Annotated in this window: 24 protein-coding genes; 3 read left to right on the top strand and 21 right to left on the bottom strand. The window is 64.6% G+C overall.

Going from position 1 to position 24712, the window contains the following annotated elements; translation table 11 throughout:
- Positions 1 to 185: 185 nt before the first annotated feature.
- From GA0061099_RS27245 to GA0061099_RS27195, 11 genes are all read right to left on the bottom strand, one after another.
- Positions 186 to 1223, bottom strand: a complete 1038-nt coding sequence (locus tag GA0061099_RS27245) for a patatin-like phospholipase family protein (RefSeq protein ID WP_036025026.1) — start codon at positions 1221 to 1223, stop codon at positions 186 to 188.
- Complete coding sequence (locus GA0061099_RS27240) at positions 1220 to 2149, bottom strand: polyphosphate kinase 2 family protein (RefSeq protein WP_074448137.1); 930 nt, start codon at positions 2147 to 2149, stop codon at positions 1220 to 1222. The genes GA0061099_RS27245 and GA0061099_RS27240 overlap by 4 nt, the downstream gene beginning before the upstream one ends.
- Positions 2109 to 3128: a branched-chain amino acid ABC transporter permease gene (locus tag GA0061099_RS27235; protein ID WP_036025024.1), complete on the bottom strand. Its 1020-nt coding sequence runs from the start codon at positions 3126 to 3128 to the stop codon at positions 2109 to 2111. Before GA0061099_RS27235 ends, GA0061099_RS27240 begins: the two co-directional genes overlap by 41 nt.
- On the bottom strand, positions 3125 to 4006 hold the full coding sequence (locus GA0061099_RS27230; RefSeq protein ID WP_036025021.1) for a branched-chain amino acid ABC transporter permease: 882 nt from the start codon (positions 4004 to 4006) through the stop codon (positions 3125 to 3127). Before GA0061099_RS27230 ends, GA0061099_RS27235 begins: the two co-directional genes overlap by 4 nt.
- 5 nt (positions 4007 to 4011) lie before the next feature.
- Positions 4012 to 4716, bottom strand: coding sequence for an ABC transporter ATP-binding protein (locus GA0061099_RS27225; protein ID WP_036025019.1), 705 nt, complete (start codon positions 4714 to 4716; stop codon positions 4012 to 4014).
- Positions 4717 to 4719: 3 nt separating this feature from the next.
- Positions 4720 to 5487, bottom strand: coding sequence for an ABC transporter ATP-binding protein (locus GA0061099_RS27220; RefSeq protein WP_036037489.1), 768 nt, complete (start codon positions 5485 to 5487; stop codon positions 4720 to 4722).
- Positions 5488 to 5499: 12 nt separating this feature from the next.
- Positions 5500 to 6822, bottom strand: a complete 1323-nt coding sequence (locus GA0061099_RS27215; RefSeq protein WP_036006653.1) for an ABC transporter substrate-binding protein — start codon at positions 6820 to 6822, stop codon at positions 5500 to 5502.
- A gap of 93 nt (positions 6823 to 6915) precedes the next feature.
- The gene (locus GA0061099_RS27210; protein WP_074448136.1) at positions 6916 to 7620 is read right to left on the bottom strand and encodes a hypothetical protein; all 705 of its coding nucleotides are present in this window, start codon (positions 7618 to 7620) and stop codon (positions 6916 to 6918) included.
- Between the two features lie 30 nt (positions 7621 to 7650).
- Complete coding sequence (locus GA0061099_RS27205) at positions 7651 to 8676, bottom strand: ABC transporter substrate-binding protein (RefSeq protein WP_036006644.1); 1026 nt, start codon at positions 8674 to 8676, stop codon at positions 7651 to 7653.
- Positions 8677 to 8827: 151 nt separating this feature from the next.
- Complete coding sequence (locus tag GA0061099_RS27200) at positions 8828 to 9616, bottom strand: ABC transporter permease (protein ID WP_036006641.1); 789 nt, start codon at positions 9614 to 9616, stop codon at positions 8828 to 8830.
- Positions 9616 to 10434: an ABC transporter ATP-binding protein gene (locus tag GA0061099_RS27195; RefSeq protein ID WP_036006639.1), complete on the bottom strand. Its 819-nt coding sequence runs from the start codon at positions 10432 to 10434 to the stop codon at positions 9616 to 9618. Before GA0061099_RS27195 ends, GA0061099_RS27200 begins: the two co-directional genes overlap by 1 nt.
- A 278-nt stretch (positions 10435 to 10712) precedes the next feature.
- Here GA0061099_RS27195 and GA0061099_RS27190 point away from each other — a divergent pair, with 278 nt between their 5' ends.
- Both GA0061099_RS27190 and GA0061099_RS27185 read left to right on the top strand, forming a co-directional pair.
- Positions 10713 to 11495, top strand: a complete 783-nt coding sequence (locus tag GA0061099_RS27190; protein WP_036025013.1) for an ATP-binding cassette domain-containing protein — start codon at positions 10713 to 10715, stop codon at positions 11493 to 11495.
- Positions 11492 to 13051 (top strand): ABC transporter permease/substrate-binding protein, encoded by a 1560-nt coding sequence (locus GA0061099_RS27185; protein ID WP_036025011.1) that lies wholly within the window; start codon positions 11492 to 11494, stop codon positions 13049 to 13051. Before GA0061099_RS27190 ends, GA0061099_RS27185 begins: the two co-directional genes overlap by 4 nt.
- Positions 13052 to 13205: 154 nt before the next feature.
- Here the strand turns inward: GA0061099_RS27185 and GA0061099_RS27180 are convergent, their stop codons facing one another.
- The gene (locus GA0061099_RS27180; RefSeq protein WP_036025009.1) at positions 13206 to 14918 is read right to left on the bottom strand and encodes a sulfatase-like hydrolase/transferase; all 1713 of its coding nucleotides are present in this window, start codon (positions 14916 to 14918) and stop codon (positions 13206 to 13208) included.
- 210 nt (positions 14919 to 15128) lie between these two features.
- Positions 15129 to 15782, bottom strand: coding sequence for a TetR/AcrR family transcriptional regulator (locus GA0061099_RS27175; RefSeq protein WP_036025007.1), 654 nt, complete (start codon positions 15780 to 15782; stop codon positions 15129 to 15131).
- 105 nt (positions 15783 to 15887) lie between these two features.
- Here GA0061099_RS27175 and GA0061099_RS27170 point away from each other — a divergent pair, with 105 nt between their 5' ends.
- A complete protein-coding gene (locus GA0061099_RS27170) occupies positions 15888 to 16508 on the top strand; it encodes a hypothetical protein (RefSeq protein ID WP_074448135.1) in 621 nt (206 codons plus the stop codon).
- A gap of 226 nt (positions 16509 to 16734) precedes the next feature.
- Here GA0061099_RS27170 and ilvC read toward each other — a convergent pair whose 3' ends face one another.
- From ilvC to miaA, 8 genes are all read right to left on the bottom strand, one after another.
- A complete protein-coding gene (gene ilvC, locus GA0061099_RS27165) occupies positions 16735 to 17754 on the bottom strand; it encodes a ketol-acid reductoisomerase (protein ID WP_036006621.1) in 1020 nt (339 codons plus the stop codon).
- A gap of 133 nt (positions 17755 to 17887) precedes the next feature.
- Positions 17888 to 18490, bottom strand: a complete 603-nt coding sequence (locus tag GA0061099_RS27160; protein WP_036006650.1) for a LysE family translocator — start codon at positions 18488 to 18490, stop codon at positions 17888 to 17890.
- Positions 18491 to 18498: 8 nt separating this feature from the next.
- A complete protein-coding gene (locus GA0061099_RS27155) occupies positions 18499 to 19374 on the bottom strand; it encodes an EamA family transporter (RefSeq protein WP_036025003.1) in 876 nt (291 codons plus the stop codon).
- A gap of 49 nt (positions 19375 to 19423) precedes the next feature.
- Complete coding sequence (locus GA0061099_RS27150) at positions 19424 to 20119, bottom strand: class I SAM-dependent methyltransferase (RefSeq protein ID WP_036006616.1); 696 nt, start codon at positions 20117 to 20119, stop codon at positions 19424 to 19426.
- Between the two features lie 3 nt (positions 20120 to 20122).
- Positions 20123 to 20665 carry an acetolactate synthase small subunit gene (gene ilvN, locus GA0061099_RS27145; protein WP_018640841.1) on the bottom strand — a complete coding sequence of 181 codons (543 nt, stop codon included), beginning with the start codon at positions 20663 to 20665 and terminating at the stop codon, positions 20123 to 20125.
- Between the two features lie 22 nt (positions 20666 to 20687).
- Positions 20688 to 21659, bottom strand: a complete 972-nt coding sequence (locus GA0061099_RS27140) for a threonine dehydratase (protein WP_036006612.1) — start codon at positions 21657 to 21659, stop codon at positions 20688 to 20690.
- 4 nt (positions 21660 to 21663) lie between these two features.
- On the bottom strand, positions 21664 to 23439 hold the full coding sequence (locus GA0061099_RS27135; protein ID WP_036025002.1) for an acetolactate synthase 3 large subunit: 1776 nt from the start codon (positions 23437 to 23439) through the stop codon (positions 21664 to 21666).
- A 327-nt stretch (positions 23440 to 23766) separates the two neighbouring features.
- Positions 23767 to 24708, bottom strand: coding sequence for a tRNA (adenosine(37)-N6)-dimethylallyltransferase MiaA (gene miaA / locus GA0061099_RS27130; protein WP_036025000.1), 942 nt, complete (start codon positions 24706 to 24708; stop codon positions 23767 to 23769).
- Positions 24709 to 24712: the final 4 nt, after the last annotated feature.

Here is a 24712-nt window from a genome sequence, read left to right as displayed (position 1 = left end):
AAGTGAGGGATTTCCGAAGGCAGCCGGCATGGTGACATCATGCCCCTGTTTTGCCCGACGATGCAAACGAATTTCGTGAAATCCGCATCGCGGATGATGGGAGCCGATAAGCCATTGATTCCGCTATGCCCAGCTACTGTGCATGGGGTTGTTTTCGCACTTTTGGTCGATGGCCACCCGGCCAACTAGAGAAACATCTCCGCCAGGTCGACCGTCGAGGCCTTTCCGATCTGGTCGAAGTTTCGCGCCAGCCAGTTGCGCGCCGCCGCGCGGCCCTCATCGCGCAGGCGGCACAACAGGCTCCATTCGGGGTGGAACTGCGTGGCCGTGCCGAGCTGCGACATCAGCGCGTCGTTGCCGATCCAATGCATGTACATGCGGCTATGCTTGTTGCTGTCGAGCTCGCCGTCGTCGATCAGCCGGGTGGCGAAAGCGATCGCGCGCATCTCGCGCATCAAGGACGAATTGAAGCTGATCTCGTTGATGCGGTGGAGGACATCGGCGGCACTGGCCGGCAGCTCGTCGCGCCGGATCGCCGTCACCTGCACGATGACGACGTCGTGGCTGCCCTTGCGGTAGATCAACGGATAGATCGCGGGATTGCCGAGATAGCCGCCGTCCCAGTAATGCTCGCCATCGATCTCGACAGCCTGAAAATAGGGCGGCAGGCATGCCGAGGCGAGCACGGTGTCCGCCGTGAGCAGCGGGCTCTGAAACACCTTGATCTTGCCGGTGCGGACGTTGGTGGCGTTCAGAAACAGCTGCGGCGCCTCGGGCGAGGAATTGAGCCGGTCGAAATCGATCACGCGCTGCAGCAGCGCGCGGAGCGGATTGAAATGAAAGGGATTGAGCAGGTTCGGCGGCAGCGTATGCGTCAGCGTATGGATGAAGGCATGGACCGGATGATATTCCGGCGGCAGCTTCAGGGCCTGGATCCACTGGTTCAGCGGCGACATCAGATCGTACGCCATATCCATGCGCGAGACTTCGTACCAGAATGCGTGCAGGCTCTCCCGCGCGGCCTCCGCGCCTCCGTGCGCCATGCCCGAGGCCATCGCCACCGCATTCATCGCGCCGGCACTGGTCGCGCTGATCGCCTCGATCGCGAGCCTGCCGTCCTCGAGCACCTGGTCGAGCACGCCCCACACGAAGGCGCCGTGCGCACCGCCGCCCTGGAGCGCGAAGTTGACGTTCTTGCAGTTCGTGGTCCCGCCGGCTGTCACTTTGCTTGCCTCTTGCCTCCCGTGCCTTCTTTCTCCAGCGCCTTGCGCACCTGCTTGAACTCCTCCAGCGAGGCCTTGTCGGCACGGGGGAAGCGCAGGTCGAGCTTTTCCAGCTCGGCATTGATCACCGAGCCGATCACGACGCGGGCGAACCATTTGTGGTCGGCGGGCACGACATACCAGGGCGCATGGGACGTCGCCGTGTGCCGGACGATGTCCTGGTAGACCGCCTGGTAGCGCGGCCACAGCGCGCGCTCCCTGATGTCGTCCATGGAGAACTTCCACTGCTTGGCCGGATCGTCCAGCCGCGCGAGGAAACGCTCGCGCTGTTCTTCCTTGGACAGGTTGAGAAAGAACTTCAGCACCACGGTGCCGTTGCGGCAGAGATAGCGCTCGAAGGCGGAGATGTCCTCGAACCGCTCCTTCCAGATGTTCTTGGTGACGAGCCTTGGCGGCAGCTTCTGCTTGGCGAGAATCTCCGGGTGTACGCGCGTCACCAGGCATTCCTCGTAATGCGAGCGGTTGAAGATGCCGATATGGCCGCGCTCGGGCAGCGCGACTGCATGACGCCAGAGGAAGTCGTGGTCGAGCTCCTTGCTGCTCGGCGCCTTGAAGGCCGTGACCTCGCAGCCCTGCGGATTGATGCCCTCGAAGATCGCCTTGATCGCAGAATCCTTGCCGCCGGCGTCCATCGCCTGGAATACGATCAGGAGCGACCAGCGGTCCTGCGCGTAGAGCTTCTCCTGAAACGCGATCAGCCGCTTCTTGTTGGCATCGAGGATCGCGAGCGCCTTCTCCTTGTCGAGATCGCCCCTCTCGTCGGATTTGTGGTCCTTGAGGTGAAACTTGCCCGAGCCATCGTAGCGAAACGGCGTGATGTAGCGGTCAAGCTCCTGGGCGAGCGACTTGGACGGCTTTTTGCTCATGAGCGCGGGGCACCTTGCGTTGCAACTTCAATCGGTCGAGCAAGCTACCAAGGATGCCCTTGGGAAGGAATATGATGAAAAGCACGAGCAGCACGCCGTAGACGAGATTATCCCAGCCGACCGCCTTGGTGCCGAAACCGATGCGCAGCGTTTCCGCCAGCAGGATGGTGATGATGGCGCCGACGGTCGGACCTAGCGAGACGAACAGCCCGCCGACGATCGCGGCGAACACCATCTGCAGCGAGACTGCGATGCCGCTGACCGTGTCGGGCGTGATGAACATCTGGTACTGGCAGTAGATCGCGCCCGCCAGCGCCGTCATCAGCGCGCTGAGCAGCGTGATCTTCAGCTTCTCGGCGGTGACGTCGACGCCGGCCGCGGCGGCGGCATCCTCGTCCTCGGAGATCGCCTCCAGCGCATAACGCGCCATGCTGCGGTCGACCCAGTGCCAGACCACGATGCCGAACAGCCAGACCGCAAGCGCGATCAGGTACCAGGTGGTCTTGTCGTCGAATTGCAGCGCCAGCAGCCTGTTGCCGGACGCGCGGTTCGGGGTATAGCCGAGCGAGCCGCCGGTATAGTCGCGCGTCGCGGTGATGACCTGGAGCACGATGCCTGACAGCGCCAGCGTCACCAGCACGAAATAATGCCCGGTGATACGAAAGCGAAAGCAGGGATAGCCGACGATCATCGCCAGCGCACCGGCCGCCGCCATGCTGATGGGAATGCCGATCCAGGGCGACAATCCTGCGTGATTCCACAACAGCGCGGTAACGTAAGCGCCGATCCCCATGAAGCCGCCATGGCCGAGCGACACGAGGCCGAACCTCCCCATCATCGACCAGGACGTATAGGCGAACGACCAGATCAGGATCAGCACCAGGATGTGCAGATGATAGGGATCGCGATAGACGAAGGGCAGCGCGACCAGCGCCGCCAGCCCCACGCCCCATGCAGCAAGCCGCCCCTGCCCCATCATCGGCGCCTCGCAAGCAGGCCCGCGGGCCGGATGAACATCATGACGATGAAGAACGCGAAGGCCAGCACATAGCCCCATTCGAGGTCGGAGAACAGGCCCCCGAGCGAGATGATCTCGGCGAACACGAAGGCGGCGATGAAGCCGCCGATGAAATTGCCGAGGCCGCCGAGCACGCAGATCAGGAAGGTGATTGGCCCGAAGGACAGACCGACGAAGGGATGCACGTCGTATTGCAGCACCAAGAGGCAGGCGGCGAGGCCGGCGAGCGCGCCGCCGAGCGCCGACGTGATCAAGTAGATCCGCTTGGTGTCGACGCCCATCAGCGCCATGATCTGGCGGTCCTGTGAGATGGCGCGGATCGCAGTGCCGGTGAAGGTGCGCGTCATGAACAGATAGACCGCGACCATGCCGACCAGCGCGGCGGCGAACGAAAGCAGTCGTGCGTAGCTGAAATTCATGTCGCCGAAGGCGAGCACCGGCAGGCGGATGCCGAGATTTCGGAAGTCGATGCCGAAGGCAACGGTGGCAAAGCTCTGCAGCACGAACAGCACCCCGCCGGTCGCGAGCAGCTGATTGATCGGTGGCGCGGTCAGCAGCGGCGCAATGACGAGGTAGTGCAGCGCCGCACCAAGCACGGCGACCAGCATGATAGTGAGCGGGGCAGCGACGAAATAGCTGACGCCGTAATACTGCACCATGAAATACATGCCGTACATGCCGATCATGACGAGCTCGGCGTAGCAGATCCAGGTCACGTCGATGACGCCGAAGATCAGGTTGAGCCCGAGCGCAAGCAGCGCCAGCACGCCGCCGAGCAAGATGCCGTTGATGACGGCCTCCAGCAGGTAGATGTCGAATACGTCCAGGAACGCCTGCATGCCCCTCACACCCCGAGATAAGCTTCCTTGACCGTGTCGCTCGCCAGCATCTCGGCCGAGGTGCCGGACGCGCGGATCGTGCCCGCCTCGATCAGATAGGCGCGATCGACCACCTTCAGCACCTGCTGCACGTTCTGCTCGACGATCAGCACCGTCAGCCCGCTGGCGCGGATCCGCTTCACCAGCTCGAACACCTGCTGCACCACCACCGGCGCGAGCCCCGCCGAGGGTTCGTCGAGCAGCAACAGTTTCGGATTGGACATCATCGCGCGGCCGATGGCGCACATCTGCTGCTCGCCGCCGGACATGGTTCCGGCCATCTGGTGACGGCGTTCCTTCAGGCGGGGGAACAGGTCGAACACCACCTCCAGCCGCTCGGCGTAGTGGTCCCGCGCCTCCTTCATGAAGGCACCCATCTTGAGATTGTCGTCGACCGTGAGCTGCGGAAACAGCCGCCGGTTCTCCGGCACATGCGCAATGCCGAGGCTGACGATCTTGTGCGACGGTGTCGCGACGAGGTCGACGCCCTCCATCCTGATCGATCCGCGCGAGGGACGGATCAGGCCGGAGATGACGCGCATCAGGGTGGTCTTGCCGGCACCGTTCGGGCCGATCACGCCGACGGCTTCGCCGGCCTTCACGTCGAGGTTGACGTCGAACAGCGCCTGGAAGGTGCCATAGCCGGCATTGAGGCCGCGAAGCTCCAGCATCACCTAGCCCCCTGCGCGGCGGCGCGCTTCGGCGGCCGCGGCCTGCGTGGTCTCGGCGTCGGTGCCGAGATAGACCTCGATGACGCGCGGATCGCCCGCGACCGCGCTCGGCAGGCCTTCCGAGATCTTCTCGCCGTGATCGAGCACCATGACGCGGTCGACCACGCGCATCAGGACGCCCATGATGTGCTCGACCCAGATGATGGTGATGCCGAGCTCGTCGCGGATGTTGCGCAGCATGTCCGCAGCCTGGTCCATCTCGGCCTCGTCGAGACCGCCGAGGCTCTCGTCGGCGAGCAATAGCTTTGGCGCGGTGGCGAGCGCCTTCGCCAGCTCCAGCTTCTTCAGCCCCGCTGCGCCAAGCCCATCGACACTAGCATGGCGATCGGTCGGCAGGCCGACCATCGCCAGCGACCGCTCGGCCGCCTCCTCCGCCTTGGCGCGGCTGTGGCGGCCCTGGCCGTAGAAGCCGGCAAGCGCGACGTTCTCGAAAATGCTGAGGCGGCGGAACGGCCGCGGGATCTGGAAGGTCCGCCCGATGCCGCTGTTGATGATCCGGTGCGGCGCAAGGCCCGCAATCTCGTGCCCGGCGAACAGGATCGATCCGGAGGTCGGCGCCAGCGTGCCGGACAGCATGTTGAAGATCGTGCTCTTGCCCGAGCCGTTGGGACCGATCAGGCCGAGGATCTCACCCTGATCGACCCGGAACGAGACGTTGTTCACGGCGGTGAAGCCGCCAAACCGCTTCACCAATCCGCTGACTTCCAACACCGCAGAACCCCGCTATTGGTTGCTATAGGTGGTGCCCTTGGGCAGCGGCAGCACGGCCTCGCGCTGCGCTTGGCTCTTGGGCCACACCACATAGGACTTGTCGTCGACGTATTGGATCACGACCGGGAACGAGCGCTCGTTCTGGCCGGCCATTGGCGAACCCTCGCCGTGGAATTTGACGCCGAAGCCGAGCATGGTGCCGCCTTCGGGTATGTCGGTGTCCAGTGCTGCCTTGCGCAGGGAGTCGGGATCTACGCCGCCATACTTCTTGATCGCTCGCGGCAGCACGTCGTTCAGGAACAAATAGGTGTTGGACGCAGCCATGCCGACATGGGCCGAACGGATGGCGACACCCGGCTTGCGCTTGTCGAACTCCTCGCCGACCGCCTTGATGATCGGCGGCAGCTTCGGATCCATGCTCTTCTGGTTGGCGAGCCAGATCGAGATCGGATCGGTGTTGAAGACATAGTTTACGTCGGCGCCCAGGCCTTCCTTCAGCTTCTCATAGACCCCGTAGCCGGCGCCATGTCCTACCAGTGCGCCGAACTTCAGCCCTTGTTCGCGGGCTTGCCGGAGCAACAGGGTGATGTCGGGATTATAGCCGGTATGGAACACCACATCCGGCTTGGCCCGCTTCAGCTTGGTGACCAACGCAGACAGATCCGGGGCCGTCGCCGAATAGCCCTCTCTGAGCACGATGTTGAAACCGGCCTTCTTGGCACCGGCCTCGTTGCCTTTGGCAACGTCGACGCCGTAGGCGCCGTCCTCGTGGATGATGGCGACCCGCAGGTCCTTCGGGTCCTTGCCCAGCTTTTCCTTCGCATTCTGCGCGATGAAGTCCATCGTCATCATGCCGAACTGGTCGCCGGAGGCCTGCGGGCGAAACACGTATTTGTAGTTCTTGTTCTCCAGCACCGCCGACGAAATGCAGGTCGTGATCCACATGAACTTCTTCAGCTGCTCGACCCGCGCTGCCACTGGCACGCATTGCGCCGAGGAGAAGAAGCCGAGCAGCATGTCGACCTTTTCCTGCTCGATCAAACGGATCGCTTCATTGATGGCGATATCCGGTTTGCTCTGAGCATCGGCATAGATCGCCTCGATCTTGTAGCCTTCGACGTCTTTCGCGCTGTACTGATCCAGCATGATCCTTGCGCCGGTATATTGCAGCTCCGAACCGCCGCCGGCGAGCGGGCCGGTCAGATCGTAGATGACGCCGATCTTGAGCTTTTTCTCTTGAGCCTTGTCTTGGGCCGCGGCAGACACCGCCAAGCCCGTCGCTGATATCGCGACCAACAGCCCACGTACCAAGCGGGCAGCCATGCGCAGGCGCATCAAAACCTCCCTGGACGATTTGTGCATTGCATTCTTGGTGCAATTCTTCGGCCCATCACATGGGCTGCGCGCGGCGATGTCAAGCCTCGCGCATCAGCGCGCTGCGAACTGCTGCTCGACGAAGGCCGTGACAAATCGCGGCATGGACGGCCTGAGATCGCTGGTCCCGCGCACGAGATGAATGGCGGACAGCTCCGGCTCGATCTCGCGCGCAAGGTTGGCTTCGATCCTGGCGCGGGCCGCATCGCCCGGCATGTCCAGGTTGATGACCTGCAACATTGCGATCGTGGGGCCGGTAACCACGCAATGCCAGCCGGGCTGGATCCGATAATCGGCCGCGGTCAGGCCGGTCTCCTCGCCGAGCTCGCGGACGACGCTGCCGGGGATGTCGAGCGCGCCGTCCCTGACGTCGTCGAGATCAGGCGTTCCCGAGGGGAAATAGATGCGGCCCGCATTGGCGGTGTGGGGCGCCATCTCGCCCATGATGAAGGTGCCGTCGGAGGCGCGCAACGCGCCCATGCCAAAGCCGTTGAACACGGCCTTGTCGGGAAAGGCCCAGTCGCGCCAGGCGAGAAAGCTTGCGAAATCGGTCTCGAAATAGGTCGCCCTCAGGTAACCGTCGCTGAACACAGCGTCGCGCCCGAGCAGGATGCGGCCGTTCCAGATCTTCGGCCGCTCGCGCTGCTTCTCGGCGAAATGCGCCGCGATCTCGGCGCGGCGCTCCTCGGCGAACGGCCAGACGATCGGCCGCACGGCAAGATCGAGCGTCGCGACGCGATGAATGACCGGAGACTTCATGACGGGTCGGTTACCACGCCTTCGCGTCGGCTATTTGACGCTCCCGGTGGTCTTCTTGGCCTGCTCGACGAATTTGTTGGTGAAGGTCTTGCTGACGTCGATCTTGGCGTTCGCCACCTCGGGCGAGCCGACGCTGAACACTGCAAGCACGGCGTCGGCACCCTTCGGGTCCATCTTGCCGGTCTCGGAATACATCGGGATCGTATTCTTCAGTGCGGCAAGATAGAGATCCTTGTTCTTGCCGACGGTCTGCTCGGGCATCTTCGCCATGATCTCCTCCGGCGTATGCGAATGGATCCAGGCGAGTGTGGCGAGGATCGCATTGGTGAGCGCCTGCGCCTCCTTCTCATGGCCGTTGATCCAGGCCACGGTCGAATACAGCGCGCCGCCCGGATATTCGCCGCCGAACGTCTCCAGCGTATCCTTCTGGGTACGGGTGTCCGAGAGGATACGCAGATCCTTGTGGCTGCCCTGCAGCACGGTCACGGACGGATCGAGCATCACTGCCGCGTCGATCTGGCCCTGCTCCATTGCGGCCACCGCAGTGGCGCCGAGGCCCACCCCGATCACGGCGACGCTGGTGGGATCGAGCCCGTTCTTCTTGAGCATGTATTTCAGGAAGAAGTCGGTGGAGGAGCCGGGCGCACTGACGCCGACCTTCTTGCCGGCGAGATCCTTGACCGACTTGATGTCGTTGGTGCGCGAGGGCGCGACCACCAGGACGAGGCCGGGATAGCGGTCATAGACCACGAAGGATTGCAGCTCCTGCTTCTTGGCGGCGAGATTGACGCAATGGTCGAAATAGCCGGAGACCACGTCGGCGCTGCCGCCGAGCACGGCTTTGAGCGCATCCGAGCCGCCCTTGAGGTCGACGAGCTCGACACTGACGCCGGCCTTCTCGTATTCGCCGAGCTGCTTGGCCAATACCGTCGGCAGATAGCACAGGCAGGAGCCGCCGCCGACCGCGATGGTGACCTTGCTTTGCGCCGCGGCAAGCGAGGTGGTGAGCGTCAGCGCGAGCAGTGCGCCGGCGAGCCTGGCAATCGTGTTCTTCATTGGTTTCCTCCATTCGGCCGCCGGCACCATAGAGCAGCGGGGCTAGCTTGAGAAGCTCCGCCTGAGCGGGCTGGCCATCAGCCCCTCGGCGCAATAGCGGTGCCTAACACACGTCCGCGATCGCATCGACGCGATCAAATAGACCTGCTTCCTACCCCCGCCCGTCCGACGCGGCCGGCCGCCACACCAGGAGGCGCCGCTCCACCAAGGTGACGCCGAAATCGATCAGGATGACGAAGGCCGACAGCACGAACATGCCGGCGAACACGCCGGCGACATCGAAGATGCCCTCGGCCTGCTGGATCAGATAGCCGAGCCCGGCCGCCGATCCCAGATATTCGCCGACCACCGCGCCGACCACGGCGAAGCCGACGGAGGTATGAAGCGACGAGAACATCCACGACAGCGCCGACGGCCAATAGACATGCTGCATCAGCTGCCGCTCGCTCATGCCGAGCATGCGGCCGTTGTCGAGCACGGTCCGGCTGACCTCTTTGACGCCCTGATAGACGTTGAAGAAGACAATGAAGAACACCAGGGTGACGCCGAGCGCGACCTTGGACCAGATGCCGAGCCCGAGCCACAGCGCGAAGATCGGCGCCAGCACGACACGCGGCAGGGCGTTGACCATCTTCACATAGGGGTCGAACACCGCGGCGACCAGCGGCTGGCGCGCGAACCAGAAGCCGACCAGGACGCCGCCAAGCGATCCGATCACGAAGGCGAGGATCGATTCCGCGAGCGTGATGCCGAGGTGCTTCCAGATCACGCCGGAGGCGAACCATTTCACGATCTGGCTGAACACGTCCAACGGGTTGGAAAAGAAGAACGGCGGCAGCAGGATCTTGCCGAACACGGGAACGGTCGACAGCACCTGCCACAGCACCAGGCCGACGACAGCGACCAGGATCTGCAGCGCAAACAGCGTCGTGCGCGACATCAGACCACCTCCGCCGCCTGAGTGGACTGTGCGTACCCCTTCATCACCTCGTCCTTCAGCACGCTCCAGATCTCGCGATGGAGCGCATGGAATTCCTTGTCGAGGCGCACCTCGAAGATGTCGCGCGGGCGGGCCAGGCCGACGCGCCAGTCACCGATGATGCGCGAGGACGGCCCCGCCGACATGATCACGACGCGGTCGGCGAGCGCGATGGCTTCTTCGAGATCGTGGGTGACGAACAGCACGGCCTTGCGGTCGGCACTCCACAGATCGAGCAGCAGATTGCCCATGACCTGGCGCGTCTGCGCATCGAGCGGCCCGAACGGCTCATCCATCAACAGGATCTTCGGATCGCGGATCAGCACCTGCGCCAGCGCCACGCGCTTGCGCTGGCCGCCCGAAAGCATGTGCGGATAGCGGTTCGCGAAGGCGCCGAGGCCGACGGCGGTCAGCCATTTCTGCGCCTGCGACAAGGCCTCCGTGCGCGGCGTGCCCTTGACCTCGAGTCCGATCGCGACATTGTCGAGCGCAGTCTTCCAGGGGAACAGCGCATCAGCCTGGAACAAATAGCCGGCATCCCGATTCAGCCCCGCCAATGGCTGGTCGAAAATCCTGACGCTGCCCGCGGCGGGCTTGAGCAGGCCCGCCGCGACGTTGAGCAGCGTCGATTTTCCGCACCCTGTGGGCCCGACAATGGCGACAAACTCGCCCTGTGCCACCGCGAGATGGGCCTTCTCCACCGCCGTATAGACCCGGCCGTCCCCCAGCCGGAACGCAACCTTGGCATCTTCCAGCGCCACTGCCGTGGGCGTCGTCATGTGCTTCCTCCAACTCAGGCCGATGCCTTAGCCGCTCGTGCGGCCAAGTTCAATCAAGCCGCCAAGCGTGCTACGCATGGGGACTTGCCGTGCTCTCACCCTCCCCTGGAGGGGGAGGGTCGGTGCGCATGAAGCGAAGCGGAATGCGAACCGGGGTGGGGTGACGGTTTCTCCGCGTCGAATACTGCCCGCGTCGACAGATCACCCCACCCCGCTCGCGCTGCGCGCGATCGACCCTCCCCCTCGGGGAGGGTAAGAGAAAAGAGAGCTCTCCCACGATGTCTTCCAAGCTGGCGATCAGCTACCAGCACGTCACCAAGCGCTTCGGCTCCCTTGCAGCCGTCGATAACGTGTCGCTCGACATCGCCGAGGGTGAGTTTGTGGCCGTCGTCGGCGGCTCGGGCTCGGGCAAGACCACGCTGCTGCGGCTCGCCAACCGGCTGATCGAGGCCGATAGCGGCACCATCACCGTCGAAGGCGAGGACGTGCGGAATGTCGATCCGGTCGCGCTTCGGCGCCGGGTCGGCTACGTCTTCCAGAGCGGCGGGCTGTTTCCGCATCTGAGCGTCGCCGACAATATCGGCATCACGCCGAAGCTGCTCGGCGAGCCGGCTGCGGCCGTTGCAGGCCGCGTCGACGAGCTGCTGGAGCTGGTGCAGCTCGACCGCGCAACGCATCGCGACCGGCTGCCCGAGGCGCTCTCCGGCGGCGAGCGCCAGCGCGTCGGCGTGGCGCGGGCGCTCGCGGCAAGGCCCCGCATCGTGCTGATGGACGAGCCGTTCGGCGCGCTCGATCCCCTCACCCGCGATGCGCTCGGTGACGATTATCGCGCGCTGCACCGCAAGCTCGGCCTGACCACCGTGATGATCACCCATGACATGACCGAGGCGATCCTGCTCGCCGACCGCATCGCGGTGATGCGCGGGGGACGATTGCTCGCACAGGGTACGGCTGCGGAGCTCTCGAGCAGCAGCGACGATTACGTGCTCGAGCTGTTGCGTACCCCGCGGCGCCAGGTCGAGCGGCTGAATGCGTTGCTGCCGATGGGCGGTGCGGCATGAGCCTCTTCACCGATCCGCGCTGGGGCGAGGCGCTGTCGCATCTGCCGGACTACCTCGGCAACCATGTGCGGGTGAGCCTCGCCGCCCTCGCGCTTGGCCTCGCCGTGAGCCTGCCGCTGGCGATCCTGACGCGCAACCGTCCGGCGCCACGCGGCATCCTGCTCGCGTTGGCCAGCATCGTGCAGACCGTACCCGGGCTGGCGCTGCTCGCGCTGTTCTATCCGCTGCTGCTGCTGGCTGCTTCCGTCACGCTGGCCTGGTTCGGCGTATCTTTCTCCGCGTTCGGCTTCCTGCCGGCGATGCTGGCACTGGCGCTCTATTCGATGCTGCCGGTGCTGCGCAACGGCATCACCGGCCTCAACGGCATCGATCCCGCGCTGATCGAGGCTGCCGAGGGCGTCGGCATGACCGCGCGGCAATCGCTGCTGATCGTCGAGCTGCCGCTCGCGCTACCGGTGATGATGGCCGGCATCCGCACCGCGGCGGTGTGGGTGATCGGCACCGCGACGCTGTCGACGCCGATCGGGCAGACCAGTCTCGGCAATTACATCTTCGCCGGCCTCCAGACCCAGAACTGGGTCTTCGTGCTGTTCGGCTGCGTGGCTTCCGCTCTCCTCGCGCTCGCAGTCGACCAGTTGCTTGGGCTGATCGAGAGCGGCCTGCGCCGCCGCAGCCGTGTGCGCAGCGGTCTCGGGGCGCTCGGAATCGCGGCCCTGGTTGCAGCAACGCTGGTGCCGACCATGGGGCGCTCGTCGTCAGGCTATGTGGTTGGCGCCAAGACCTTCGCCGAGCAATATGTCCTGTCGGCATTGATGAGGGACCGCCTCGAGGCGGCGGGCCTCTCGGCGGCCGCACGCTCCGGCCTCGGCTCCAGTGTGATCTTCGGGGCGCTGAAGGCCGGCGACATCGATCTCTATGTCGACTATTCCGGCACGCTCTGGGCCAACCAGCTGCATCGCACCGACATCAAGCCGCGCGCAGAACTGGTGGCGGAATTGAAGACGGCGCTCGCCAAGGACGACATCACCCTGCTCGGCGAGCTCGGCTTCGAGAACGCCTATGCGCTGGTGATGCCAAGACGACGTGCCGATGCGCTCGGCATCCGAACCGTCGCCGATCTCGCCGCACATTCGGCCACGCTGTCGATTGCCGGCGACTACGAGTTCTTCTCGCGGCCCGAATGGGCTGCCCTGCAAAAGGCCTATGGGCTGCAGTTCCGCGCCCAGCGCCAGATGCAGCCGGACTTCATGTATGCGGCCGTCGCCAGCGGCGAGGTCGACGTCATCGCTGGCTACACCAGCGACGGCTTGATCGCCAAATACGAGCTCACAGCGCTCGACGATCCCAAACGCGCGATCCCGCCCTACGACGCCATCCTGCTGCTTGCGCCGAACCGCGCCGGTGACGCGCGACTGCAGGCGGCGCTCAAGCCATTGCTCGGCAAGATCGACATCGCCACCATGCGCGAGGCGAACCTGCGCGCCAGCGGCAATGATGCGAATTCATCACCGGATGCGGTGGCGAGGTGGCTGTGGGAGAAGGTGGGCGGGCGATAAGGTGAGACTTCGTAGGGTGGGCAAAGGCGCGTAAGCGCCGCGCCCACGGTCTCTGAGTGTGAGAGGTGGTGGGCACGCTTCCGCCTTCGCTCTCCGAGCTACGGCGGACAAGTCGCTTTGGCCACCCTACGGATTCTCAGGATGACGGTAAGGGCTACAGCCCCCGGATCATCCCCGCGTCGATCAGCAGCCGGTTCAGCCGCCGCGCCTCGGCGCCATCCTTGCAGCCGTAAAAGATGCCTTTGCAGCGGAGCATGATCTCCTTCTGCTCGGCAAAGGACGGGTCGAGCGGGATGCCGGCGGCTTCCTGAACCACCAGCGGCAGATAGGGACCGTCAATCGTGTCCATCACGGCCTGGCTTCCGACCGGTTCGAAATTGATGGCGTCGATGGCATAATAGGTCGCGTAGAGGCGCGCATCGTAGGCGTCGAGCTTCTTGCCGATGGCGCCCTCGTCGAGCCCGGGCTCGAGGATGGCAGCCGCAAACTCCGGCTGATGATCGCCGTAGCGCACGATCAGGAATGGCTCGCCGGGAAAGGTCTTCTTCAAGCCGGCAACGAACGCCTTGTACTGTTCGGCGCTCATAGTCTGGCGGCGCAGATATTCATCGATGGACGGCACATTGCCCGGCGCGCGCCAATTCGGCAGCAGATCGGGACGGAAGCGGGTCTCCCAGGGGAAGTGGTTGGCACCGAGATAGATGAAGGCGAACAGCGGCTTGTTCGGCGGCTGCTGGCCGATCAGCTGAAGCGCCTTGTCGTAGAAGAAGCTGTCGGGCTCGACACCCTTGGCGCCCAGATCCTTGGAATCGAGGAAGCGCTCGATTCCCGTCGTCATCTGGAAGCTGCGCGCGCCCATGAAGCCGCCATGGGCGGGATAGAGCGACAGCGTGTCATAGCCGCAGCGGCGCAGCGCCAGCGGCAGGCCGCGCTCGACCCGGTTCGAGGCGATGCGCGTGACGAAATAGGCGAAGCGGCCGAATGAACGCGAGGAAAGCCCTGCGAGCACGTTATACTCGGTGAACCAGCTCGGCCCGCCATTGCTCTCGGCGAGGAACGTGCGCTGCTTGCCGTCCCACGATTTGAAATAGTCGCCATAGCGCGGCGGCACCTTGATGCCCTGGGCGGCGCGGATGTCGAAGCTCGATTCATCATGGATCATGATGATGTTGGGCCGGCGGCCAGCCGGGTGGCAGGCATCGACCAGCGGCATGTTGAGCCGCTCGCCGGTCGAAGCAGACGCCTCCATGAAGCCGTATTGCGCAAAATCGGAGACGGCCGTGACGCCCGAGCGGAAGAATTTCGAGAGATAGCCGTCGTCGTAATAGCCGCGCCAGGCCTCGTCCGGGTGATAGAGCGAATAGCAGACCAGGGCGGCAAGGCAGGCGAGCTTGCAGGCGAGCGCTGGCAGGCGGCGGATGCGGAACGGATCGAGCCACCACAGCGCATACATCAGCGGCAGCGTGACCAGACCGGCCAGGATCACCGACCAGCGTAAGTTCGGGAAGATCGTGAACAGGAACGCGACGGAGTCGCGGTCGATCATCATCAGGTCGATGAAGTTGACCGTCATCTGCACGACGTCGTGCTTGAGCCGCGACAGCAGCACCAGCACGACCACCATGGTCAGCGACAGCGCACCCGACAGCGCGGGGCGACGCAGCAGCGTGATCCAGAAGAAGTTGAGGATGCCCCAGGCCAGCGCGAAGGACAGGCGCGAGCCGAAATCGGTCTCGGTCTCGTACATCAGGGCGAGTGCCGCCAGATGCGGCGCTGCAACCGCGAGCAGCCGCCAGATGCCGAGCGCGGCGACGCTCGCCAGCACGGCCGTCGTGGCAGAAGGACCTGGATTGGGCGCGGACGCCATCGACGACACGCAACTTCTGGTCCGGCGCGGTGATGCCAAGCCTGGCTGGCCGACCCAAAAACAGCCAGGGCGTCCGGAGCAGCCGGAAGCCTGCACCGTGTCATAAAACTGTAACGGAATGATCAAGGAGAGGCAACGCGCGGCGCGGTCCGACCTTCGCTTAACGTTAGCGGGCTGCGCCGTACGGCATCGACCAGAGCCGCTGGCCCGCTAGGGCTTTGCGATACCTGCGATGAACAGGTCGATCACCCCCTCCGCCATCCGCTCGATCTCGCCCTCCCCGACGCCCCAGCGCGGGAAATGGCCGTCGAGATTCATCCGAGCGAAACCGTAGACGAGGGCGCGCCCGGCGACCTGGATACGCTTGAGGTCGGCCGACCGCAGCAGGCCTTGCTCTGCCGCGTCGACCAGCATCTGCTCCGTTAGCGCGATCAGCTCGGCGTTGTCTCGTGTCAGGTCCGGCGAGCTGCCATGGGCAAAATAGCGCCCGGTCGAGATGATCTCGAAATGCGCGGGATTGCGCATGGCCCAACGCAAATAGGCGAGACCGAAGGCGCGGAAGCGGGCGAGCGGGTCGGCGGCCGGAGCCTCGCGCAGCGCCGCATCGATCTCGGCGCGAAAGCGCCGCTGCGCCTCCTCGGCCGCGGCCGCCATGAGCGCATCGCGGTTGGGAAAGTGTCGGAACGGCGCCCCCGGCGACACCGCGGCCCGGCGCGCGGCCTCCCGCACCGAGACTTCGGCGCCTTCCGCTGCGAGTTGCAGCGCAGCATCGATCAACACGCGGCGGAGGTCGCCGTGATGGTACGGCCGGGCTTCGGTGGCAGGGCGGCGGGCGCGCGGCTTGGACGGCTGATGGACAGGCATGGATCTTTCTAGCCTCACCCGAACGTGAATGTAAGCAATGATTACACCGTTGACGGCGCCTTCAACGCCAAATGTAATCGATGATTACATAGAGAGGAGATCGCCATGTCCGAACGTCGAAGCTGGCTCGAAGGCTGGCGCCTGCTGGCCGTTCTCTGCGTGAGCCTCGTCGCACTCAGCCTATGGATCGCCTCGATGCGGCAGTTCGAGGTCGAGGGCGTTCGGATGGTGATCCGCTTCACGGCGCGAAGCTCGCTCCTGTTGTTCTGCCTCGCGTTCAGCGCCGCGGCGCTGGCGCGGCTGTGGCCCAATGCCTGGACGCGCTGGCAGAAGCGCAACCGCCGCTATCTGGGCCTTAGCTTCGCGGCCTCCCACGCCATCCACGCGGTGGCGATCATGACGTTTGCCGGGATGGATCCGGCCGGATTTGCCGAGGCCACCTCGGCAGCCTCCTACGTCTTCGGCGGCATCGGCTACGGCTTCATCATCGCAATGGGCGCGACATCGTTCGACCGCACCGCCGCACTGATCGGCCCGCGCGCCTGGCGGGCCCTGCACCTTGTGGGCGGCTATTACCTCTGGCTCCAGTTCATGGTCTCGTTCGGCAAGCGCGTGCCGACGATGCCGCTCTATGCCGCCTTCCTGCTTCCGCTGCTCATCGTGCTGGCGCTGCGCATGATTGCGATGGCCTGCGATCCGCGTGGGCAGACCGTCCCGGCGAGCTGATGCGACGCCGTATTTGGCAGCAGCCGAGCCGCTCAACTGCGCTTCAGGCCGCGGAAAGAATGAGCGAGCGATGTCTCGCCGAGACGAAAAGAGCGAGACCGCTGTTTGCGATCTCGCTCGACCATAGCCGCCAAGGTCCAAGATTTGGCTTGGCGAGCGAAGCTTGAATTTCGCTCGTCATTCCGGGGCGCGCGCTGAGCGCGAACCCGGAATGACGGCGCAGACGTCAGTTCTTGCTCTTGTCGACCAGCGCGCCCTTCTTGATCCAGGGCATCATGTCGCGCAGCTTCGCGCCGACTTCCTCGATCGGGTGCTCGGCGAGCTTGGCACGGGTCGCCTTGAACGAGGTCTGGTTGACCTTGTTCTCGAGCATCCAGTCGCGGGCGAACTTACCGCCCTGGATGTCGGCCAGAACCTTGCGCATCTCCTTCTTGGTCTCGTCGGTGATGATGCGCGGGCCGGTGACGTACTCGCCGTACTCGGCGGTGTTGGAGATCGAGTAGTTCATGTTGGCGATGCCGCCTTCATAGATCAGGTCGACGATCAGCTTCACTTCGTGCAGGCACTCGAAGTAGGCCATCTCCGGCGCGTAGCCGGCTTCGACCAGGGTCTCGTAGCCGCCCTTGATCAGCTCGACCAGGCCGCCGCACAGCACGACCTGCTCGCCGAACAGGTCGGTCTCGCACTCTTCCTTGAACGTGGTCTCGATGATGCCGGCGCGGCCGCCGCCGATCGCGGAGGCGTAGGACAGGCCAAGGTCATGGGCATTGCCCGAGACGTCCTTCGCAATTGCGATCAGGCAGGGCACGCCGCCGCCGCGCTGATATTCCGAGCGCACAGTGTGGCCGGGGCCCTTCGGCGCGATCATCAGCACGTCGAGGTCGGCACGCGGATCGAGCAGGTTGAAGTGAACGTTGAGGCCGTGCGCGAACACCAGGGCAGCGCCCTTCTTCATGTTGTCGTGCAAGTGCTCGCGGTAGATGTCGCCCTGGAGCTCGTCCGGGGTCAGCATCATGACGAGGTCGGCCCATTTGGCAGCTTCCGCAACTTCCAGCACCTTGAAGCCGGCGGCTTCCGCCTTCTTCGCCGAAGCCGAACCCTTGCGCAGCGCAATGGCGACTTCCTTTACGCCGGAATCCTTCAGGTTGAGCGCATGGGCGTGACCCTGGCTGCCGTAGCCGACGATGGCGACCTTCTTGCCCTTGATCAGGTTCAGGTCGGCGTCGCGATCGTAATAAACACGCATAGGTCGTTTCCTCGTTCAGGGCCGAAATCGGCCAATGGTCAGTGTCCGAAGGGTGAAATTTGCGGATTTCGGGGGCTGTCTAGAGCATTTTCAGCCCTGAGGGAAACCCGTTTCTGCATGGAAATCCGCGACATCATGCATCCATGAAAACGGGGTAGAGGGAGGCCAGCAGCAGGATCGCCATCAGGATGTTGAAGGCGCGGACCAGCCGCTCGGAAGTCAGAACCGGCCGCAATGCGGTACCGAATAGCGCCCAGACTACCGTCGAGACCGTGCCGACGACGAGGCTGATCACGGTCTGAATGGCGATGTTGAGCGGGAATTGGGCGATCGCCGCATAGGCAGTGATGGTGCCGATCACGATCACCCAACCCTTGGCATTGATCCACTGGAACATGGCCGCGCCCCAGAAGGTCATGGGGCCGCGGCCATTCTCCTCGCCCGGCTTGGCCGGACCGGCCATGGCGATCACAGCGGCGAGATAGATCAGATAGGCGGCACCGGCATATTTCAGGATGGTCTGGAGGATCGGATAGGCCAGGAACACGGAGCCGAGCCCGAGGCCGACCGCGGCGACCATGAAGGCGAAACCGAGCACGATGCCGACGATGTGCGGGATGGTGCGCCGGAAGCCGTAGGTCAGGCCGGAGGACAGCAGCATGATGTTGTTCGGCCCGGGCGTGAAATACATCACGACCATGAAGACGAGGAAGGCGTAGAGCAGCGAGTAGGTCATCATCACCCTCACGCAGTCTTCGGTAGAACTTGCGGGCGCTTCGCCAGCACCATCACGGCGATCCCAAAGATCACGGTCAGCATGCCGGCGAGGCGCAGCGGCCCGAACCGTTCGCCGAACACGATGCTGGAGGCCGCCGAGCCCACGAACGGCACCAGCAGTGCGAACGGCACCACTTGTGCAGCCGGATAGTCGCGCAAGAGGCGGCCCCATAGCCAATAGGCGATGCTGGTGGAAATGCCGCCGAGCATCAGCATGCAGAGCGCCGATGTGAGCGACATGTGCGTCAGCGACGTCCAGGTCGGCGCCGGACCGTTGGCGATCAGCGCCAGCACGAACAGCGGCACGGCCGAGGCGAGGCAGAGCCAGGCGAAGAGATCGAACATCGGCACGCCGCGGGCACCGCGCAGCAACAGATTGCCGATGGCGAAGCTGAGCGGCGAGACCATCAGAACCGCGAAGGCGCCGACGCTGAAATCATAGCCGACGGTGCCGCAGATCATCAAAAGGCCCGCCGCGGCAACGACGATCCCCAGGGTCTGCACCGGCGTCGGCCGCTCACCGAACGCGAGCACGGCAAAGCCGATCGTGAACAGCGCCTGGCTCTGCACCACGACGGAGGTCAAACCCACCGGCACGCCGTGGGCGATACCGTAAGCCTGAGACAGGAACTGGCCGAGGAACAGCGTGAAGCTGATCGCGATCAGCAGTGACCAGGCGACCTTCGGCTTGGAAATGAACAGGCACGGCACCGCGGCGATGGTGAAGCGCAACGCCGTCATCAGCTCCGGCGACAGCTCGTCGAGCGCGATCCGGCTCGCCACGAAGGCAAGCCCCCAGATGATCGCCACCATGACGGCGATGAGGATGTCGGCCGGCTTCATTGTTGTTTCCGGTTCTGCTTTGTCTCGCAGCCCTGTTTGTTGTTCTGGTCTAGCCTTGCTCGCCGGCTTTCGGTTTCCGCAGCAGATACGTGCCGTGCATCGGCGCGTGGTAGTCGGCCGCGACCAGGGTGAAGCCGACGTCGGTCAGCATCCGCTCCATCACCCAGCCGAAGGTGGAATATTCATCGCGCATGTGAGTCACCACGCCCTCGCGGGAGAAATCGTGGTTCTTGATCTGGAAGTCGGCCCATTGCTCGACGTCACGCTCGATCGCGTCGGGCATCGATGAGTAAACGATGTCGCGGAGATAAAATGTCGCCCCGGGCTTGAGGGCGCGAAAAATCCGCGACATCGCCACCGCCTTCCAGAAATCCGGCAGGTGGTGCAGCGTGAACTCGCTGACGATGAGATCGTAGGATTCCGGCCGGTAGGCGAAGCTGAGCAGGCCGGCGGATTGGGTGCGCACGGGCGCCTTGCGGTCGCGGGCGTAGATCTCGGCGAGCGCCAGCATGGCCGGGGAAATGTCGATGGCGTCGACGTCGGCCCCCATCAACGCCGCTTCGGTGGCGAGCACGCCGTTGCCGCAGCCGATATCGGCGATGCGCCAGCCGCGCTGGACCCCGAGCATCTTCAGCGCGGCGCGCGCGCGCAGATCGGCATCGTCATGGTTGTCGTAGATCGAGGCCACAGCGGGCTCGATCCCCATCCGGTTCCGCTCGTTGTAGTACCAGTCGCGCGCCAACATGGCTCACATCCCTTCAGGCCCGCGACCTATCGCGGCAACACCCGTGCGCGACACCTCGACGAGGCCGAGCGGGCGCATCAGATCGATATATTGATTGATCTTGTCCGTATTGCCTGTGATCTCGAACACAAAGCTCTCGGTGGTGGCGTCGATCACACGGGCGCGGAACGCGTCCGCCAGCCTGAGCGCCTCGACCCGATGCTCGCCCTGCCCGCGCACCTTGACCATCGCCAACTCGCGCTCGATCGAGCGCTTGGTCTGGGTCATGTCGACGACCTGGTACACCGGGATCATGCGGTCGAGCTGGTTCTTGATCTGCGCGATCACCATCGGCGTGCCCGTGGTGACGATGGTGATGCGCGACAGGTGCTTCTGGGCCTCGGTCTCCGAGACCGTGAGGCTCTCGATGTTGTAGCCGCGCCCCGAGAACAGGCCGATGACGCGCGCGAGCACGCCTGGCTCGTTCTGCACGAGCACCGCAAGCGTATGCGTCTCGTTGGGATCGTGACGGTCCTCGATGAAATAGGCGGATGCGGGCTGGTTCATTGTCGTCCCCTCTGTCTCTCCGTCACGCCGTCGCCGGCGCATCCGTCCCGACCCAACGGCGGAACAGATCGAAATCGATATTGCCGCCGGACAGCACGAGACCGACGCGCTTGCCCTTCAGCTTGCTCTTTTCCTGCAGCGCCGCCGCCAGCGCGGCAGCACCGGCGCCTTCGGCGAGATTGTGCGTGTCAGTCCAATAGGCGCGGATCGCGAGCGCGATCTCATCGTCCGTAACCTGGACGATGCGCGAGGCGCCCTTGCAAACAAGCGCAACAGCTTCCGCGTCCGGAAAGCGTGTCGCCACGCCATCGGCCAGCGTATCACTGGTCTCGGTCGTTACGACCTTGCCGGCCGCGAACGAAAGTGCATATGACGGCGCCTCGGTCGATTGCACACCGATGATCTCCGTCTTCAGGCCCAGCAAGTCGCGCACCAGGATGCAGGCGCTGATACCGGAGCCCTGCCCGATCGGAACGTAGAGCACGTCGAGATCGGGCACCGCGCGGAACAGTTCCAGTGCGTAGGTCGCCACCCCCAGCACGAGGTCAGGGTGGAACGACGGCACCATGTGCAGGCCTTCGAACTGCGCGCGGCGCCCGGCTTCTTCGCGCGCCAGCTGGAAATCGTCGCCGTGCTCGACCAGATCGGCGCCGAACGCGCGCATGGCATGGTTCTTCTCAACCGAATTGCCTTTTGGCACATAGATCACGGCGGGCACGCCGTGACGCCGCGCCGCGAAAGCAAGACTCTGGCCATGATTGCCGCGGGTGGCCGAGATGATGCCCGGCACGTTCGGCCGCTCTCGCTTCAGCCGATCGAGATAGACCAGGCCGCCACGCACCTTGAAGGCGCCGGTCGGCGTGTGGTTCTCGTGCTTGACCACGACCGCGGTGCCGAGCCGGCGGCTGAGCAACGGCCAAGCATGCGCCGGCGTCGCCGGCACCGCCTGCCCCACGATCGCATGTGCGCGCTCGAGTTCGTTCAGGTCGAACATGGCGTCACACCAACGCCTTGCCGCCGGCGAATGCCTTCGCAGTCGCCTCGTCGTTGGCCTGCTCCGGCAGCAGCATCTCGTTGTGGGCCTTGCCGGAGGGGATCATCGGGAAGCAGTTTTCGAGCGCCGCGACGCGGCAGTCGAACAGCACCGGGCGCTTGACCGAGATCATCTCCTTGATGGCGCCATCGAGATCGGCCGGCTTGTGCACCTGAAGCCCGACGGCGCCGTAGGCCTCCGCGAGCTTGACGAAATCCGGCAGCGCTTCGGAATAGGAATGCGACAACCGGTTGCCGTGCAACAGCTGCTGCCACTGGCGCACCATGCCCATGTACTGGTTGTTCAGGATGAAGATCTTGATCGGCAGCTCGTACTGAACCGCCGTCGACATCTCCTGCATCGTCATCTGCACCGAGGCATCGCCGGCAATGTCGATGACGAGGCTGTCGGGATGGGCCACCTGAACGCCGACCGCGGCCGGCAGGCCGTAGCCCATGGTGCCGAGACCGCCCGAGGTCATCCAGCGATGCGGCTCCTCGAAGCCGTAGAACTGCGCCGCCCACATCTGATGCTGGCCGACCTCGGTCGTGATGTAGGTATCCTTGCCGCGCGTCTGCTCGAACAAGGCCTGGATCGCGTGTTGCGGCAGGATGACGTCGCTGCTCTTCTTGTAATAGAGCGAGTTGCGGGCGCGCCATTGCGCAATCTGCTGCCACCACGACTTGATGTCGGGCTTCTTCGCCTCCGCCTTGAACACCTGGAGGATGTCGCCGAGGACGTTGCCGCAATCGCCGATGATCGGCACGTCGACGCGGATGTTCTTGTTGATCGAGGACGGATCGATGTCGATGTGGATCTTCTTCGAGCCGGGTGAAAACGCATCGACGCGGCCGGTGATGCGGTCGTCGAAGCGCGCGCCGACGCACAGCATGACGTCGCAATCATGCATGGTCATGTTGGCCTCATAGGTTCCGTGCATGCCGAGCATGCCGAGCCAGTTCTTGCCCGACGCCGGATAGGCGCCGAGGCCCATCAGCGTCGAGGTGATCGGGAAGCCGGTGACCTCAACCAGCTCGCGCAACAGGTGGGTCGCCTCGGAGCCGGAATTGATGACGCCGCCGCCGCTGTAGATCACGGGACGCTTGGCGTTCGCGAGCAGCGATACCGCCTTGCGGATCTGCGTCGCATCGCCCTTCACGCGCGGCGCGTAAGAGCGGTGCACGTCGGACTTGCGCGGGGGATGGTAGGTGCCGGTGGCGAACTGCACGTCCTTGGGAACGTCGACCAGCACCGGGCCCGGACGGCCCGAGGTGGCGACGTAGAAGGCCTCATGCAGCACCTTGGCGAGATCGTTGACGTCGCGCACCAGCCAATTGTGCTTGGTGCAGGGACGCGTGATACCGACGGTGTCGCATTCCTGGAACGCGTCGTTGCCGATCAGATGCGTCGGCACCTGGCCGGAGATGCAGACCAGCGGGATCGAGTCCATCAGGGCATCCGTCAGCGGCGTCACCATGTTGGTGGCGCCGGGGCCGGAGGTCACCAGCGCAACGCCCGGCTTGCCGGTGGAACGCGCATAGCCCTCGGCGGCATGGCCGGCGCCCTGTTCGTGGCGGACCAGGATGTGCTGGACCTCGCTCTGCTGGAAGATCTCGTCATAGATCGGAAGCACCGCGCCGCCGGGATAGCCGAAAATGTCGGTCACGCCGTGATCGATGAGTGCGCGGACGATCATCGCGGCGCCGGTCATCTGGTTCGGATCGTGGCTCTTGTCGCTCATTGGCTTGCTCCGGATGCGCTGTTGTCAGCGGCTTCATTCGTGTCGGGTTCGGGAAATAAAAAAGGCCCCGAAGAGGGCCCATGCACACCGCCTGTCATGTGGATGGCAGCTAGCCACCCCCGGCGGTGTGCCTGGGTACGACGGCGATAAGGAGTTTGGTAATAATGTTACGCATGGCGGCGCTCGGCTTCCCAAAGGTTGCGCGAAACATAGCGGCCAAACCTTGGATGTCAAGGCAATGCGGCCGTTCCCGCGCGATTTCGGCAGTGTAGCGGTGTTCCCCGGGTTCGGCGAGAGGTAAATTCGGGAACCCGGCACAAAAGCGCGTCAGTCGGGGCGCCGTTCCGCCGGCACGGCCGCGGCGAGCCATCCGCTCGCTTGCTCCGGCCTCACCCATTCGAAGTCCGGCAGCTGGTGCCGGAACCAGGTGAATTGCCGCTTGGCGTAATGGCGCGTATCGGCGCGGCCAATGCTGGCGGCCTCCTCCAGGCTGAGTTCGCCGCGCAGGTGCCGGATCAAGGATGGCACGCCATGGGCCTTCATGGCCGGCAGCAGCGGATCAAGATGCCTGGCGGCGAGCCGCTCGACCTCCTCGAGCGCGCCGGCGCCCAGCATGGCATCGAAACGGGCATCGATGCGGGCATAGAGCTCGTCACGCTCGGGCGCGAGGAAGACCGCGCGAAATCTGTCCTTGGGCAGCAGCGGTGGCTGTCCCTCCCGCTGCCAATCGAGCAGCGAACGGCCGGTTGCCTCGATCACCTCGAGCGCGCGGGCGATGCGGGTGCGGTCGCGCAGGTTCAATCGCTCGGCCGCGCGCGGATCGCGGACTGCGAGTTCCGCGTGCAACGCTTCGACGCCGTTCCGTTCCAGCCGCGCGCGCACATCCTCGCGCAGCTCGGCGGGGATCGGCGGCACCGCGGAGAGACCTGTGGTCAGCGCCTTGAAATAGAGCCCGGTGCCGCCGATGAAGATCGGCAGCTGTCGCTGCGCCCTCGCCTCGTCGAGCGCCTTCGCCGCATCGCTTACCCAGGCACCGGCCGAGAAATTCACGGCGGCATCGACGTGGCCATAGAGACGATGCGGCACGAGCGCCTCGTCCGCCGCGGTCGGCCGCGCCGTGATGATGCGGAGGTCACGATAGACCTGCATGGAATCGGCATTGATGACGACGCCGCCGGCGGCACGCGCAAGCTCCAGCGCCAGCGCCGACTTGCCGCTGGCGGTCGGGCCTGCGATAAGCACGGCCTTGCTGGAATACCCCTCGCTCACGAAA

It is taken from the genome of Bradyrhizobium yuanmingense, assembly GCF_900094575.1.
Lineage (GTDB): Bacteria > Pseudomonadota > Alphaproteobacteria > Rhizobiales > Xanthobacteraceae > Bradyrhizobium > Bradyrhizobium yuanmingense.
The sequence above is the reverse complement of the archived record's forward strand: the minus strand, read 5'-3'. Positions and strand labels throughout refer to the sequence as shown.

What these genes read in the sequence shown, in the direction of transcription:
- GA0061099_RS27235 (WP_036025024.1), bottom strand. Translation starts at nt 3,128, where the DNA reads ATGATGGGGCAGGGGCGGCTTGCTGCATGGGGCGTGGGGCTGGCGGCG.
- GA0061099_RS27155 (WP_036025003.1), bottom strand. Translation starts at nt 19,374, where the DNA reads ATGAAGCCGGCCGACATCCTCATCGCCGTCATGGTGGCGATCATCTGG.
- GA0061099_RS27240 (WP_074448137.1), bottom strand. Translation starts at nt 2,149, where the DNA reads ATGAGCAAAAAGCCGTCCAAGTCGCTCGCCCAGGAGCTTGACCGCTAC.
- ilvC (WP_036006621.1), bottom strand. Translation starts at nt 17,754, where the DNA reads ATGCGTGTTTATTACGATCGCGACGCCGACCTGAACCTGATCAAGGGC.
- GA0061099_RS27185 (WP_036025011.1), top strand. Translation starts at nt 11,492, where the DNA reads ATGAGCCTCTTCACCGATCCGCGCTGGGGCGAGGCGCTGTCGCATCTG.
- GA0061099_RS27135 (WP_036025002.1), bottom strand. Translation starts at nt 23,439, where the DNA reads ATGAGCGACAAGAGCCACGATCCGAACCAGATGACCGGCGCCGCGATG.
- GA0061099_RS27160 (WP_036006650.1), bottom strand. Translation starts at nt 18,490, where the DNA reads ATGACCTACTCGCTGCTCTACGCCTTCCTCGTCTTCATGGTCGTGATG.
- GA0061099_RS27225 (WP_036025019.1), bottom strand. Translation starts at nt 4,716, where the DNA reads ATGCTGGAGCTTCGCGGCCTCAATGCCGGCTATGGCACCTTCCAGGCG.
- GA0061099_RS27205 (WP_036006644.1), bottom strand. Translation starts at nt 8,676, where the DNA reads ATGAAGAACACGATTGCCAGGCTCGCCGGCGCACTGCTCGCGCTGACG.
- ilvN (WP_018640841.1), bottom strand. Translation starts at nt 20,665, where the DNA reads ATGAACCAGCCCGCATCCGCCTATTTCATCGAGGACCGTCACGATCCC.
- GA0061099_RS27140 (WP_036006612.1), bottom strand. Translation starts at nt 21,659, where the DNA reads ATGTTCGACCTGAACGAACTCGAGCGCGCACATGCGATCGTGGGGCAG.
- GA0061099_RS27215 (WP_036006653.1), bottom strand. Translation starts at nt 6,822, where the DNA reads ATGCGCCTGCGCATGGCTGCCCGCTTGGTACGTGGGCTGTTGGTCGCG.
- GA0061099_RS27190 (WP_036025013.1), top strand. Translation starts at nt 10,713, where the DNA reads ATGTCTTCCAAGCTGGCGATCAGCTACCAGCACGTCACCAAGCGCTTC.
- GA0061099_RS27175 (WP_036025007.1), bottom strand. Translation starts at nt 15,782, where the DNA reads ATGCCTGTCCATCAGCCGTCCAAGCCGCGCGCCCGCCGCCCTGCCACC.
- GA0061099_RS27170 (WP_074448135.1), top strand. Translation starts at nt 15,888, where the DNA reads ATGTCCGAACGTCGAAGCTGGCTCGAAGGCTGGCGCCTGCTGGCCGTT.
- GA0061099_RS27180 (WP_036025009.1), bottom strand. Translation starts at nt 14,918, where the DNA reads ATGGCGTCCGCGCCCAATCCAGGTCCTTCTGCCACGACGGCCGTGCTG.
- GA0061099_RS27195 (WP_036006639.1), bottom strand. Translation starts at nt 10,434, where the DNA reads ATGACGACGCCCACGGCAGTGGCGCTGGAAGATGCCAAGGTTGCGTTC.
- GA0061099_RS27210 (WP_074448136.1), bottom strand. Translation starts at nt 7,620, where the DNA reads ATGAAGTCTCCGGTCATTCATCGCGTCGCGACGCTCGATCTTGCCGTG.
- GA0061099_RS27150 (WP_036006616.1), bottom strand. Translation starts at nt 20,119, where the DNA reads ATGTTGGCGCGCGACTGGTACTACAACGAGCGGAACCGGATGGGGATC.
- GA0061099_RS27230 (WP_036025021.1), bottom strand. Translation starts at nt 4,006, where the DNA reads ATGCAGGCGTTCCTGGACGTATTCGACATCTACCTGCTGGAGGCCGTC.
- GA0061099_RS27200 (WP_036006641.1), bottom strand. Translation starts at nt 9,616, where the DNA reads ATGTCGCGCACGACGCTGTTTGCGCTGCAGATCCTGGTCGCTGTCGTC.